Source organism: Buttiauxella sp. BIGb0552 (genome assembly GCF_004366275.1).
Lineage (GTDB): Bacteria > Pseudomonadota > Gammaproteobacteria > Enterobacterales > Enterobacteriaceae > Buttiauxella > Buttiauxella gaviniae.
The window spans coordinates 157,324-169,903 of the sequence record NZ_SODY01000009.1 but is presented as its reverse complement, the minus strand read 5'-3'; the positions used below and the strand labels follow the sequence as shown (position 1 = coordinate 169,903).

The window sequence follows — 12,580 nt, the reverse complement described above, 5'->3', positions numbered from 1 at the left end:
GGCTACGGTCGGATATATGACGTGGATTTCCACTTTAACCCTAAACCCATAACGGGAGTATTACCGTTATGGTGATGCTCTTTAGTTTATTTTACTCCGGAGAGCATCATGAAAAACAAAGCAGAATTATTAAGTAAATTATCAGCAGTTCTCAAGTGTTATATCATTCAGTTTGAGTCTTCTTCGCTTTTTAAAGATGATCACAAGATTGACTTGAATATCCTTGAACAAAGTCTTTTAGATAATGATCGCGAGCTTATGTATATAATACGTCCTGCCGGTACTCATCTTTTGCGTACAGACGTGCATTTCCTGCCAAAATATTACTTATCTTGTCGTGGCAATCATAAGGAGTTTACATATATTCATATTGATTTGTGTACGGGAGAACATAAGGAAATTGACTGGAAAGAAGCTGAAGCTGTCATTTTCAAACCAATTAACCCACCTTCCGAGATTGGGTTTACTAAATATGACTATTTGGATAAGGTTATTGTTGATCTTAAAAATAGAGGTTTTGATGAGTTTTTGAAATCACGAAACCTTGAAGATCTCCGCCGCTTTGCTATTGATGATGAAAGACCTACTCTGGTCCGGTATATCGACAATATAAACAAAGTAATGCAGCAACCGACCTCACGTCATTAATATAAAGCAATACATACCCTGATGGGCCTCCCATCAGGTGGCCCCATTTCCATTTTGGAGGCCATATGAAACTATCAAACGATGTAATCAATGCTGTATTAAATAAAAGTGGATTCAATCCAGTTTCTGTTGAAGAAAAGAGTGGTTTATCAATCGAAAAACCGTTCACGAAATTAACAGTAAATATATATATAGAAATCACGCAATTCAGAGCATTAATTCCTGATTATATTCAGTCCTTGAAAGGGTGTCCCCTCTCAATCGATATAGAAATGGAGTTAAATGAAATCATGTCATCAGCAAAGTTACTTTGTGATGATATGCGCTCACTGGAATTTATCCCTTTGTGGGTTGAGGTCAGCAACGGTGGTTACTACGGTGATCATGTTCCTGCTTTAACCTATAAGCATAGGGATGAGGACGTGGAGCTGGCAAAGTATCTCACCAGCGTTACAGACCCTAAAATCCAGAAAGCTGCCATGTTTTGGTTGTTGCATTTCAGTGATTTCATGCAGTTTGTCCGCAATACATTTTCCCGGCTGCTGGAGGAAGCTTTCACCTTGCTTGCTCAGTTACAGATAGTGTTCTGCCGGAGACGTGAAATGCCGACTCTCAAAGAGCTACAGTACAGAAATGAAACGTTCAAAATTCAAATGAGAGCGTTAGACCTGACATCTCTTAGTTCTAAGTTGAGATACAGAGTCAAAGACCCTTCAATTCACGATGCCAGATGTTACCTGAAACGAATTGCTTCTTTCGTCAATCAGGACTGGCAGGATGGTTATGTGACTTGCAGTCATTTCTCTGATGGCCGTTACATCAACCAGTCGACACCTTGTCTACTGAGTTTGAGTAAAAAGAACAGTCAGGTTCGAAAGTTTATGAACCGCTTAATTACAGATACACGCAGGGGTAGAGCTGTAGATCTTCTTTTAGCTGACTTCTGAACACAATAACCCATAGGGGATTACTTCCCTATGGGAGTGGTCCCTTCTTTTTTTGAATTGAGAGGACCACATGAGCAAATTAATTTCTAACATTATTAAATCTTTTCTGGCCGCGAACGAAATGAATATTGAAGTGGTTGATTTAGTAACCACTGATAATTCTGACGGAACGATATCATCAGTTAGTTTTAACGCTGATTTGTCGTTTGCATTTTTGTCACAACAAGCGGACGAATACTGCAATCAATATTCGACTCTGCCATTTGAAATGCCAGTTGAAGAAATACTGTTACCAGCAGTCAACAGGCTTGCTAAAGCCCGAAATGGTCGTGTTTCTTTAGATGCTATTCGTATGCCATTTAAATGTAACTTTGGTGAATCCTCTGGTGAAATTGACAGTTTTTCAATGCTCGATTGTCCTTACAACAGAGAAATCCTCAATTATATTTATCGATCAGATGTGGGAACTGATGCGAAAGGGGTACATGAGAAGTTAACTGGTTTGACTTCATACATATACCGGAATCTTTTCGCTTTCTTTTGTAGCAAAGTTACTTTTGCCATTAGTGTCCACAATAAAACTTGTGATGATCAGAAAATCAGACAGCATATGCAGTTTGATTTTGATGGAGAATATGTACGGTATGACGGTGTTGAAATTAAGTCGTTTGGGTATCCTTTGATTGTCTTGCAAAAGCTTCTGGCACCTGACTCCATATCTTCACGTGAAGATGGGAAGTGGGTTATCAGGAACGCTGAAAGATATCTTTCTGGGAAATTGAAAACCAGAAGGTTGTTTGTTGAATACAATTCAATTTTTTATGGGTTGTCTGATAATAAACATGAAAATCATTCTATTTCTGAGCAGGAAATAACTTCAGCTAACGGAATCAAAACATTCAGAAAATGTTTTGTTAAGACGCTACTGGTCTCTGGAGCGCATGAACGTTACAGAATGAACATGGAACTTGAACACGCACAGCGTTATAACTACTAAAACCTAACCCAGAAGGGAACATTTCCCTTCTGGGATAATGTTCCTTTCATAATCTATGAAGGAACCTAATATGCAACACTTAAACAATCTTGTTAAAGCCGTTTTATACAAAATGGGGTTATCCGATATTAAGGTCTTAGAGGCATCTATATCCACTCAGACGTTAAATCGCTTCCACATAATTATAGATGTGCCGGTATCTCAACTTATCCCTTTTTATAAGCGGTATATTGAGCGTCATAGCATCAGTGATCATGCAGGAATGGAAAAATCTCCGCTGGGCCGTTATCTTTTAAATGCTGATTCACTGCATGCAGGTCCGGTGTCCTTACGTAGTTTCAGGTTCGCAGTATCTGTAAACCCGGGCAACGTTCGGATTGTACATCCACGGCCAGAACTGCTTCACGCTGGCTACAATCGTGAAATACTCGAGTATGTTTTTTATCGCTCCAGTAATGCCCATCAGGACATAATTCTTGGTCTTGTAGAGCACGGTTCTGAATTTATCAGTTTTATTCATGATCAAATACAATCCAAACTCGCGAGTTACTATCCGTTGGTTGTCTCCCTGGTAAATAAGAGTGAAGCCAGTAGCAAGCCAGAAATGATTCATTCTATCCGTGATGAAAATTACGGGTTCGATGTCAGTATTATGGCGGATGCTATCCCCCTGGCAGTGGCTGAAAAGCTACTTTGTGATGAGTGGTGCATAGAGTCTGTATCCTGTGCGGACCAGTACCTCAATTACTTACATCGTTACCTGTCCGGGCGAGTAATGAAGCGTTGTTTATATGCAGTATATAAGAGCAATTCTGGTGGTAGTACTTCATTCAGATCAATGTTGGGAAGGTTATCAACAAGTCCACTTGTTATGACTGAATACAAAATTAACCATGAAAAATCGATTGCCCGATATGAAAAGACTGTTCTCTCTCAACTTGAGAAAATGTCACATTCAGTTGTGGATAACGAACTTGTTCTTTTAACTAATTAATCAAAACAACCCATGAGGGAGCAATCCCTCGTGGGGTTTCTCCCTTTTTTGCTGAGGAAGAAACTATGTTTTATTCAACAGATGTATATCATTATATTCGTGCGGAACTCTCTGGGCTTGGAATCGATTTTGAAAGTGCAGATTTCTCATATGCTGTTAACCACAGCCAGGGCGATCATGTCACTTTCAGTGGAAAAATTGAAGCTGCGGAGTTAAATAAGTGTGTTGATTTATATGTTGAAGCATTACAAAAAACCAATGCTCCCAGCTATGAAGTCGATGCCTTATCCAAAAAACTTAAATACTTTCTTAAAGTTTATCATCAGGTGGCATCTTCCTATCTTGATATAACTGGGCGTAGTTATAGTCGCTCAAAGATAGAATTTGAAGATGTTGGATTAGATATTCTTTCTGACTCTGGTGAAGACGATGAGAAGTATTTTCATTACATGGAAGTAGATGGAGAGGTCTTAATAGGTCGGTTCGGGCTGATGCAATTCTGGTATTCCGATTTCATTGACTTCCTCAATTTTGTCAGTAATTCGATTACCGATTGTCTGCAAAGGGCTTACGGCACATTAAGTAAAGTCAGTATGGCTATGTACAATGCTGTCGAAGACTTTAAGTACTCTCGGGTTATAAATGACCGCCTGACATTATCTATCACAGCGGTAAGCGTTGATTCTTGTGATATGGATCTTGGTGACTGTTACCTGGACACTGAGGTATCACCATTTGGAAAAACTCAAGATATTCGCAATAATGAATTAATTAAAGCAATGTATCATGGAGTTGCTAATAATCAGGATGTACCGGTTCAGGTTAAGATTTCCTTTATTGATGAGGATGAAAATGTTGTCTCCGAAACGTGGCGGGTGACTTATTCAACCCTTGATGCAAATGGGAAATATAAAATTGCCGACCGTAGAAGTTTAATCTCTGAAGCAGTCTATGATCTCCGGGCTGCACTGGACATAAGTAAAGCTGCTTAATGTTCTTTTCTACCTGGCTTGTAGGGTCGCGAAGTACTGTGACTCTGCTTTCCAGGTACTGTTTATATAATCTCTAAACCCTTTTGTAGGCACATTTAATGTGCCTTTTTTTTTGCCCAGAATTTGCTGTTTTCTACAGATACTGGTTTTTCTTACCCTCTCAATGTTGCGCTTCAGCACATCTCCCAATCCCCCTCAACCCTCCTCTTAAAAATCAACCCCTATCCGTAATTTCCCTAAGTTTGCACATCGTATACTGATGGCAACAGAGGGAGAGAAGGTATGGAATACAAACACAAAAGTTTTAACCTCGATAAATTAGTTAACGAAGCAGATATCAAGGAACTTGAATATCTCTTCTGTGAGCCTGGTGATGAAGTGCGTGAAAAATTACGTTTCTTACAGGAATCGGGACACAGGATCGTCACCAATGTTTTCTGTAGTAATTTCTGCCCACAAACTGGGTGCAAGGGCCATTCTGACCAACCGGATAATACTAATGAATAATATGTTGCTGGACTGGCTCACGTATCTGATTACCGCAGTTATCGTTTTATCTATTCTGCTGGAAGGCAAAACGACCCGTTACCCATCGTTATTTTTTTACGGGAGTCTTTTATTGCTGGGACTGTTGCTGGTAGTCGCTGGCGCTAACTGGTGGTTTTATCATTCGGCTTATGGCCTGGTGATCGTTCTATTCACCTTGCTCTCCCTGGTGTGTACCCGCTTCAGACTCGTTATTTATGCCTGCCGGTTCAAAAACATCGTCAAACAAATCACTAAATACACCGAGCAGGGGCACCGGGTCATCATGGTGCTCCCGGAACCGGAAGAAGAAAAGAATATCCTGTTGGCACAACTCAGAGCGGCAGTTCCGGAAGAAAAGTTACTTTACACGCCGTTTGCCTGCGGCCCCGGATCAGACAGTATTTTAAAACGAATTTCGGAACTGAATACAACTAAGCAAGGCTATTTGTTGGTTTGTGAAGGGCAGGTGGCCGCCCGGAGCTGGTTGAGCATTGTTGAAAATGGTGACCCGGATAGTTCAATCGCAGTTAATTTTCATTCTATTCCCGATATGGAGTGAGTTACAGATGAGTAATGAAATTTCGAATGATTTTGTAGCACCAGATTCTCTTGCATGCGAGCAGGTTCCATCCAGGCTTCAACTGAGTAAACGGGCCAGCACAAATTTAAATCGGGCAAAGGAAATTTTGAATTCACGCGGGATAAATGCTGTAACGAATGAAGAGATTATTCGGGCATATCTTGAAGAGTTCCAGCCGTTAGATATCGCAAGTGCTTACCTTGATAACCGGTTAAAGCAACTAAGCTCGAGCATCTGCGATTTTTAGCGCTTCACAACCTATTACGTTTTTGCTGAGTTGTGCTTATATACTCTGAAAACCATCAACATAGGATGAAGATGAAAAGTAACAGTAAAACCGTTCGAGTATATAAAGAGCAAATTTTACTCTCCTTTGCCTGCTGGCTGTATATGTCACCTCCTGAAGAATGGATGACGAAAGCTTTTAGCGGGAGGATAAATAAACAGGATGATGAACATTACGATCAGACTCATTCCGACCTGTACTTTTTCCGGTTTGCGTTAAATGGTGATGGATTTGAATCTGGACCAGACGCTAACGGGGTTGAGATTTTTACTTTCTCATTTAATTCCTGGATGCTGCCAGATAGTCAAATGAGTGAAAAGCACCAGTTAACCAAGCTGGTGATGCTGTTAGTCACGGGGAGTGTCGTCTCCGTACCGGAGTACATTGATCTTCCCGAAAGTCTGGAATTTGAAATTCGTGATCAGATTTTAACCTTCGATTTGATGAGGGGAGAAAATGTCTTCAAAGGCTGGAAATCCGCCAGTGAGCTGTGGGCTAATGATGTTTTCCCCCACACAAGCTTATATCTCAATTCAGCCCAATGTATTCACTGACATGCTATGAAAAAACTATTTCTTCTGGAATGGAAATTGTGTGAGAGCCGGAGCTGGATTTTGTGGATTTCCCTCTGGGCGCTGGCGAGCTTCATGCTCCTTTGCGCATCAATTTTAACGGGCCGGTTGTTATCAACGACCGTGCTACCGTTTGGGTGGATGTGCGTCTGGGGACTACCTGTACTGCTGTTTAGTATCAAGGTACAGGTTCATGAACTGGGAGATAAGTTACGCCACAGGCTATATATTTTTGCGCTTCCGGTTATGTCCTGGCAAACTGCCGTGCCATCCGGTTTCTGGTCTGTTGAAGTTCTTAACGGACGCTACAGTCTGTACCGGAATGCCCCCGGGAAAAACCCGGTTCATTTACTCTGGCGGCCCAAAGCGATGCCGGTATTTTTGAAGCCGGTTGCTCTTGTCGGGGAAGAGATATGTCGATAGATAATGAAGCCGTAATGAGTGCTGCTACCTCCTGCTTGCTCTATATCTCTCAAAGTAAGGCGAGTCCCACTGCGAGGAATGGACTCATACGTGACTGGTTGCGTTCTGCTGAGCGCCGCAGAACCCATTCATCTCAGTCCATCCGGATTATCAAGCGGCACCTGAAGCATGCGACTAAGTCTCAGGTGACCGACCTCGCCAGCATCATTCATTTGCTGGTTGAAGGGCGTGGCTCAATCCCGGATGCAACAGGCTCCCGACTTTACATGCTGAAAACCTTCAGTGACCACCTGGGCAGGCTCGGATGGCGTGTCGTTATTGGTAGCCAGAACGACTGGGACAAATTGGATGTGCATTACCCTAACACCTGCTTTGGTTTAAAACGGGATGTCGAGTGTTGCTTTGGTTCTGAAGGTGAGCAGATACAGTCACTGCCACTTTATGTTATCGGTGATGTGACCTCTTTCAGGCAGATCGCCGGAGAATATGATTACCTCGTGATGGGTGATAAAAGCGAATTTGTAGACGGTGTGTCAGTGCATATCCTGCAATTGACCTCCGACCAGATAACTGGAGATTAATGATGGTGAACAACCTGCGGGGCCTGAGAGATCAGATTGGCTATCGTATCGACGAACTGGGCGACTATCTTGCAGCCACCCCCCCAGTTGTGTCTGAGCTTATGACGATTAGCCGACTGTCCCGTAAGGAAGAGCGCATCAAATCAAGTTGGGAAGGTTTTAAAGTACAACACATCAGTGGTGAACAATCAGTAACCAGAATTATTGATGCTCTCAAGGATTTTGGTACTGATAACCCACAGCAACTTAATGAAGAATCAACCAAATTTACGGCCAAATATCCCGGACTCGTTGTGGTGCCGGATAAAGCGGATAAGTTACGTAAGCTGATCGAAGAGATTAATAATGCCAAGAATCAATTTGCCCGGGCATTAATGAGCCTTAGCACCGACCGGCACAAACGTTTTGACGAAGTTCATGAGCAGTTTCCGGGACTCGTGACGCTTCAGGCTACTCGCAACATTCTTTTCAGCGATATCCCACTGAAGAAAGTTACTTTTGGCTGGCGCTACAATCGCAACACTGAGAAGAAAACGAAACATGAGCTGATAGACATCCTTACTGGACGCAAAGAAGCCCTTTTTAAAAATCTGCTGACCCGCGACCAAACCGAACGTCTCAGTACCCTGGATTACGCCATTAAGAAGCTGGCTTCAATGCACCTTCAGGGTGATGAAGGTTTTCGCCTGTGCCGCGTGAATTCATTCCCAGTGCCGATTGTCCATGCATGGTTTGAAGGAGATGATCGTGATACTCAGTCGAAAAATAATTATCTTTCTACCAAGGCATCTTTGCCGCTATTTGCCACAGGCAGTTTTCCAGTGCCTCAGTTAAAGCTTCTCAGTGACTGGGATCAGTCAGTTGAAGGGGATAAAGCAAAATCTGGCCGTCAGACACCGCTGGTATATACAGAGCTCGTACCCGGAGCAGATTTAGGCATTTTCATCGTCCGTGCAGCTAGTCACGAGGAATAACAATGCAATGGATTTCAACCACAAGCGTTAAAACAGCTGAACGCGCATATAACGTTTATCTGTGGAATAAAAAATTTCCTGAGGATGCCGTTCACCGGCTGGTTTATTCCATATCAATGGAAAATGCCTATCACGATAGTTCCGAAGACGGAATGAGGGCCGAGTTGCTGGCCGGGTTGTATTTTATTTTGAAAAAATCAGGCCCCCGGGAAGTCAACGATGGCCGTAATCTGAACTGGCATGTATCTAACCCGGAAGTGCAGAGTTTCCTCATGGAGCAACCGGAAAAGGAAAGCCTGCGTCCACTCTTTGACTACTTCCGGGTACGCCTTAACGGGATCACCATGGTTCCAATGGCGGGGAAGGTCGGTAATGAGGCCATTATTACCAGCCAGACCTGGCCTCGTGTTGAGTTGCCCTATTTCTGGCACAAGGAAGAGCTGGAAGCCGTGTTCGGAACTGTGCAACTGACACAATCAGCCCTGGTGAAATTCTCCCAGCTCTCGGTAAGACACGCGAACGCCAGCGCCATTAAGATCCTGCGTGACCGGCTCAAGTCTGAACATATGACGGAGTTTGAGCTTCGTGATGACTATCGGGCACAGCAGCTCGAAAAATATGGCGTCAAAGATATGAAGGTTTTTTATCATCAGCATATCCCCGGGGTGAAATTGCTTTTCGTGATTAATCGTGGTGAATCATGGCGGCTGGTGGATGTTTTTTTGTTTAATCACCAGAAGAACCGGAATGCCGGTAAAACAGCCAAAGAGGAGTCATGATGGAATTGCTAACTATGATCGGCGTGGTGGTTTTGCTGGTTGTCCTGGCTAACTGGGGAACGACCAAAATGGTTGAGCTTTTGAGCCGGTATTATTTCAAATCAGAGATGTCGGGGACCCGAAAAGGTTGGTTTGGTTTGCTGGGTGCGGTGGTCATTTATTCCGTGATCCTCTTACTGCCAGCGATTCCTTTTATCTTCAGCCTGAAACTCGCCGGGATTGTGAATATCGGTGCGCAGGTGACGAAACTGAACAAATACTACTATCCGGGTAAGGGGAAATCCCTCTGGAAGCGCTCCACCAGGAAATAAATTCTACCTACCCACCCCGACACGGAGGAGCAATCCTCCGTTTGCTTCAGTTAACCGGAAAGATGTTCTGCAATCAGTTGTGACATTGGATTTTCTTGGGAAAGATAATTACGGATATACCGTGAAACCATCTGCTCCGAGGTCCAGTTTCCCATCGCCATTATTTGCGTAATAGTAAACCCCTTTTTTGCGAGCTCGATGGCTCCGCCTACGCGTACACTATGACCTGTCCAGAATTGGTAGCGTAACCCCTTTTCCTTCTCACGATTGTCGGTGTATCGGCTTCGCCACAATGACTCGAATGCCCGGTTCAGAGAGTTACCTGCTATCACACCGGCATCATCGGCTAATGGAACCTTTGAATTCATCTGAAGGGGAGTGGTGATCCCATGGTCATCCAGAAGTTTATGGATAAATTTCCCCCGTGAACGGCGGGACCAGCTAGCAGGCATGTAACGCATGGCGTGAAAATCAGTAGCCTGGAAGAGTAACGAGTCGGGGTTACCTTTCAAGCTCATGCCGACCATATTTAACAGCCTCAGAATGCTGGTGGCGAGTAAGGGGGACAGCTCATAGGTCAGCAGTGTATTGGATGAGGATTTCGTTCTGAAGACGGTTAGCTTCAGGCCAGTGCAGTCATCGTTAACCTTGAGATGCCTCAATCTGATACGGCGTATTTCTGCGGAGCGTAGTAGGGTTTCAAATCCAAGCCAAATCATGCTGAGGTCACGAAGGATTTTCACCGAGTTGGTTTTACCGTGAAGGCGGATGAGTTGCTGGAGATCGGTCAGCAAAAAAGGTTGTGCCTGCTGTGTCACGATCTCTTCCCGGGCAGCCTGGTTTTTCACTGACTTCAGAAAAAGCACCACACTGCCAGTTTTAATGTTTTCTTGCTCAAGTCCTTTACGGCTAACAGCATTAATGGCAGCTACACAGGCAACCAGACTTGAACGCTGGACCCTCGTGCTGAGCTCAAGGAGAAATGACAAAAAATAAACGTCATTCACAGGAAACGGCCTGATAACGCCGTTATCCCGATTGCTGTTTGCCTGGCACCATGTCTTCCATTGACCAAGCCAGTGAAGATAGCTTTTAGCTGTATTGTACGAGAGTGACTGAAAATAAATTGCCAGCTTAAACCGTCCAGATTCCGTGCTGTCAATCTCAGATAACTGATTTGAAATGTGGGCCGGTAATGGTGTGGCATCAAGTTGGACAGACATAGACACTCCTGTTTATTAATACAGTTATTTTAACAGCCAAGGGGTGTCTATCAATCATTTATTAAAATATTAAATGGCACAACCTGGGGAAGTTTGCCAAAATGTGAACTTCGACAAAACTACAATATCTATCTGAAGTTACACAGAAAATTTGATTTAAATGGAGATGAAGATGACGGAAGGAAAGCGGATATATTTAATGAAGTTTCGCAAGCACAGCTCTTTTGAGACACTTGAGCAAGTTTTTGACCGCCTTAAAGAAAAGCTTACCGGTGATGAACTGGAACACGCGTTAAGCGCATACGACCACCGGAAGGCTGAAATCACCACAAAGAGACTTTTTGATAAGGTGCCTCCCTCGGTCTGGAGTCTGGTTTATCAGTAATATGCGGGATATTCCCTATCCGGACTTGAGAGTAAGGGAGGAAACAATCGCAGAGAGTGATGGGGAACTGACTGCGACTGAGCGTAGGGATCACTGATTACGGGCAAGGAGAAGCGTCTTAACATCTACTGTAGCGTTATTCGTTTCTTTGTTATCTGCGTCCTGCGTCAGTTCATCAAGATATTCGCGAATCTGTGCCGTCTGGTCCAGGTAATAACAAAGCTTCAAGGCGATTCGTACTCTGTCATCGGATAATCCGCGCCTTAAGAAGGCTGAATCCCGTAGCTCTTGAGGCGTTTCAGTTGAGTATCTCTTTTTATGATAGATGCTCATAACTTCATTATGCAAAGCGGAAAAACTCGTTTTATCTTTCAGGCTCTGATCATGGCTGTAAATCGTCCAGGCTGTATCCAGCTCATTTTGCTGGAGCAATACCCAGCCATAAAGGGTTAGGCTGCCATCTATATTGCCGTATTCTATCCGGCCTATCTGGTCTGCATAGATGTACTCACGAAGCAATCCTCTCAGTCGTTCTTCAAGTAAACCAAGCTTCAAGCGCAGTTGTTTCTGGACACTATCAATCTTGTTATCAAGCGCCAGATTCAGGGTGAGCATATAGAAAAACAGATTGATATGGGCCTCGGTGACGGCGTTAAAGCGGCGTTCCGACTCCTCATCCCGCTGTTTTATACCCATCTCTGCCGTGAGTCGTTTTCCGTGGTGTTCCAGTACCGCATAGAGATCTGTTCCACGCAGCTTCGACTCGCGGAGTTCATACTCGGACGGGGTTTCGAAACACGTATCATAGTGGTCAATAAACTGCTGATACTGGATACTGGCATTTTCAAATCGCTCATCCTTAATGGCGTCCAGTATCCGTGATACCTGCTGGCGAACTTCTCTTTGAAAGGCTTCGACATCAATATCGTTATAGATAAGAGTGTTTGACTGCATCGCTATCAGATAGCTAGGGAGCTTTTCCGCCACCCGCTCGTTAGAAATGATTTGCCCGGTCATTCTGTCCCTGATTGTCTGACGTGGCTGTTCCTTAACAGCTTCACCGGCTGCGACCCTCCTATCAATATCAGACCGCTTGTGCAGCTTCTCGACCATTCTTATCTCCCCTTGTGTGGGCTATTAACGTCATGCTATTAAAGCTTAAATGCATAGGAGCCGCAAAACTTCCTCGTATGCAGAGGTCGTTCCGAGCAAACCTCGTCTAAAGCAGAGCGTCAGGCGTAAATTTTGTTTTAGGTGATGAAGTGATTCGCAAACGGTCACAACGAAAATGCAAATGAGTATCTTGGTTCGAGGCAATTACACAGATCATTCATCCCTGCCTGAAATATGGCGCCCTTTG

At 43.8% G+C, this 12,580-nt stretch carries 17 protein-coding genes; 15 read left to right on the top strand and 2 right to left on the bottom strand.

All coding sequences use genetic code 11. The features are described 5' to 3' along the window. The first annotated feature begins 108 nt into the window (after nucleotides 1-108). The 14 genes from EDF88_RS22785 (at nucleotide 109) to EDF88_RS22725 (ending at nucleotide 9,612) form a co-directional block, all read left to right on the top strand. The gene (locus EDF88_RS22785; protein WP_134187542.1) at nucleotides 109-648 is read left to right on the top strand and encodes a hypothetical protein; all 540 of its coding nucleotides are present in this window, start codon (nucleotides 109-111) and stop codon (nucleotides 646-648) included. 65 nt (nucleotides 649-713) lie between these two features. Beyond that, nucleotides 714-1,595, top strand: a complete 882-nt coding sequence (locus tag EDF88_RS22780; RefSeq protein ID WP_134187540.1) for a hypothetical protein — start codon at nucleotides 714-716, stop codon at nucleotides 1,593-1,595. Nucleotides 1,596-1,665: 70 nt separating this feature from the next. Next, complete coding sequence (locus EDF88_RS22775; protein WP_134187538.1) at nucleotides 1,666-2,592, top strand: hypothetical protein; 927 nt, start codon at nucleotides 1,666-1,668, stop codon at nucleotides 2,590-2,592. A 70-nt stretch (nucleotides 2,593-2,662) separates the two neighbouring features. Further along, nucleotides 2,663-3,586 (top strand): hypothetical protein, encoded by a 924-nt coding sequence (locus EDF88_RS22770; RefSeq protein WP_134187536.1) that lies wholly within the window; start codon nucleotides 2,663-2,665, stop codon nucleotides 3,584-3,586. A 65-nt stretch (nucleotides 3,587-3,651) separates the two neighbouring features. Then, a complete protein-coding gene (locus tag EDF88_RS22765; RefSeq protein ID WP_134187534.1) occupies nucleotides 3,652-4,578 on the top strand; it encodes a hypothetical protein in 927 nt (308 codons plus the stop codon). A gap of 282 nt (nucleotides 4,579-4,860) precedes the next feature. Then, nucleotides 4,861-5,085 (top strand): hypothetical protein, encoded by a 225-nt coding sequence (locus EDF88_RS22760; protein WP_115632012.1) that lies wholly within the window; start codon nucleotides 4,861-4,863, stop codon nucleotides 5,083-5,085. After that, nucleotides 5,078-5,665 (top strand): hypothetical protein, encoded by a 588-nt coding sequence (locus EDF88_RS22755; protein WP_115632011.1) that lies wholly within the window; start codon nucleotides 5,078-5,080, stop codon nucleotides 5,663-5,665. The genes EDF88_RS22760 and EDF88_RS22755 overlap by 8 nt, the downstream gene beginning before the upstream one ends. A gap of 7 nt (nucleotides 5,666-5,672) precedes the next feature. Then, nucleotides 5,673-5,933, top strand: a complete 261-nt coding sequence (locus tag EDF88_RS22750; RefSeq protein ID WP_115632010.1) for a hypothetical protein — start codon at nucleotides 5,673-5,675, stop codon at nucleotides 5,931-5,933. Between the two features lie 71 nt (nucleotides 5,934-6,004). After that, nucleotides 6,005-6,526 (top strand): hypothetical protein, encoded by a 522-nt coding sequence (locus EDF88_RS22745; RefSeq protein ID WP_134187532.1) that lies wholly within the window; start codon nucleotides 6,005-6,007, stop codon nucleotides 6,524-6,526. Between the two features lie 62 nt (nucleotides 6,527-6,588). Then, nucleotides 6,589-6,720: a hypothetical protein gene (locus EDF88_RS25080; protein WP_279586350.1), complete on the top strand. Its 132-nt coding sequence runs from the start codon at nucleotides 6,589-6,591 to the stop codon at nucleotides 6,718-6,720. Between the two features lie 237 nt (nucleotides 6,721-6,957). Next, nucleotides 6,958-7,548 carry a DUF2913 family protein gene (locus EDF88_RS22740; RefSeq protein ID WP_115632007.1) on the top strand — a complete coding sequence of 197 codons (591 nt, stop codon included), beginning with the start codon at nucleotides 6,958-6,960 and terminating at the stop codon, nucleotides 7,546-7,548. Beyond that, on the top strand, nucleotides 7,548-8,522 hold the full coding sequence (locus tag EDF88_RS22735; RefSeq protein ID WP_134187530.1) for a DNA replication terminus site-binding protein: 975 nt from the start codon (nucleotides 7,548-7,550) through the stop codon (nucleotides 8,520-8,522). Before EDF88_RS22740 ends, EDF88_RS22735 begins: the two co-directional genes overlap by 1 nt. A gap of 2 nt (nucleotides 8,523-8,524) precedes the next feature. Continuing rightward, nucleotides 8,525-9,301, top strand: a complete 777-nt coding sequence (locus tag EDF88_RS22730) for a hypothetical protein (protein ID WP_134187528.1) — start codon at nucleotides 8,525-8,527, stop codon at nucleotides 9,299-9,301. Next, the gene (locus EDF88_RS22725; protein WP_134187526.1) at nucleotides 9,301-9,612 is read left to right on the top strand and encodes a hypothetical protein; all 312 of its coding nucleotides are present in this window, start codon (nucleotides 9,301-9,303) and stop codon (nucleotides 9,610-9,612) included. The genes EDF88_RS22730 and EDF88_RS22725 overlap by 1 nt, the downstream gene beginning before the upstream one ends. Nucleotides 9,613-9,662: 50 nt before the next feature. Here the strand turns inward: EDF88_RS22725 and EDF88_RS22720 are convergent, their stop codons facing one another. Further along, a complete protein-coding gene (locus tag EDF88_RS22720; protein ID WP_134187524.1) occupies nucleotides 9,663-10,835 on the bottom strand; it encodes a tyrosine-type recombinase/integrase in 1,173 nt (390 codons plus the stop codon). A 172-nt stretch (nucleotides 10,836-11,007) separates the two neighbouring features. Between EDF88_RS22720 and EDF88_RS22715 the strand changes: the two genes are divergently transcribed. Then, nucleotides 11,008-11,220 carry an Hha/YmoA family nucleoid-associated regulatory protein gene (locus EDF88_RS22715; protein ID WP_134187522.1) on the top strand — a complete coding sequence of 71 codons (213 nt, stop codon included), beginning with the start codon at nucleotides 11,008-11,010 and terminating at the stop codon, nucleotides 11,218-11,220. 90 nt (nucleotides 11,221-11,310) lie between these two features. Here EDF88_RS22715 and EDF88_RS22710 read toward each other — a convergent pair whose 3' ends face one another. Further along, complete coding sequence (locus tag EDF88_RS22710) at nucleotides 11,311-12,333, bottom strand: hypothetical protein (protein ID WP_134187520.1); 1,023 nt, start codon at nucleotides 12,331-12,333, stop codon at nucleotides 11,311-11,313. Between the last annotated feature and the right edge of the window lie 247 nt (nucleotides 12,334-12,580).

Excerpts from the sequence above, each read along its gene's own strand:
- EDF88_RS22735 (WP_134187530.1), top strand. The coding sequence starts at position 7,548 with ATGATGGTGAACAACCTGCGGGGCCTGAGAGATCAGATTGGCTATCGT.
- EDF88_RS22765 (WP_134187534.1), top strand. The coding sequence starts at position 3,652 with ATGTTTTATTCAACAGATGTATATCATTATATTCGTGCGGAACTCTCT.
- EDF88_RS22770 (WP_134187536.1), top strand. The coding sequence starts at position 2,663 with ATGCAACACTTAAACAATCTTGTTAAAGCCGTTTTATACAAAATGGGG.
- EDF88_RS22760 (WP_115632012.1), top strand. The coding sequence starts at position 4,861 with ATGGAATACAAACACAAAAGTTTTAACCTCGATAAATTAGTTAACGAA.
- EDF88_RS22715 (WP_134187522.1), top strand. The coding sequence starts at position 11,008 with ATGACGGAAGGAAAGCGGATATATTTAATGAAGTTTCGCAAGCACAGC.
- EDF88_RS22730 (WP_134187528.1), top strand. The coding sequence starts at position 8,525 with ATGCAATGGATTTCAACCACAAGCGTTAAAACAGCTGAACGCGCATAT.
- EDF88_RS22750 (WP_115632010.1), top strand. The coding sequence starts at position 5,673 with ATGAGTAATGAAATTTCGAATGATTTTGTAGCACCAGATTCTCTTGCA.
- EDF88_RS22745 (WP_134187532.1), top strand. The coding sequence starts at position 6,005 with ATGAAAAGTAACAGTAAAACCGTTCGAGTATATAAAGAGCAAATTTTA.
- EDF88_RS22780 (WP_134187540.1), top strand. The coding sequence starts at position 714 with ATGAAACTATCAAACGATGTAATCAATGCTGTATTAAATAAAAGTGGA.
- EDF88_RS22740 (WP_115632007.1), top strand. The coding sequence starts at position 6,958 with ATGTCGATAGATAATGAAGCCGTAATGAGTGCTGCTACCTCCTGCTTG.
- EDF88_RS22755 (WP_115632011.1), top strand. The coding sequence starts at position 5,078 with ATGAATAATATGTTGCTGGACTGGCTCACGTATCTGATTACCGCAGTT.
- EDF88_RS22775 (WP_134187538.1), top strand. The coding sequence starts at position 1,666 with ATGAGCAAATTAATTTCTAACATTATTAAATCTTTTCTGGCCGCGAAC.
- EDF88_RS22720 (WP_134187524.1), bottom strand. The coding sequence starts at position 10,835 with ATGTCTGTCCAACTTGATGCCACACCATTACCGGCCCACATTTCAAAT.
- EDF88_RS22725 (WP_134187526.1), top strand. The coding sequence starts at position 9,301 with ATGGAATTGCTAACTATGATCGGCGTGGTGGTTTTGCTGGTTGTCCTG.
- EDF88_RS22785 (WP_134187542.1), top strand. The coding sequence starts at position 109 with ATGAAAAACAAAGCAGAATTATTAAGTAAATTATCAGCAGTTCTCAAG.
- EDF88_RS22710 (WP_134187520.1), bottom strand. The coding sequence starts at position 12,333 with ATGGTCGAGAAGCTGCACAAGCGGTCTGATATTGATAGGAGGGTCGCA.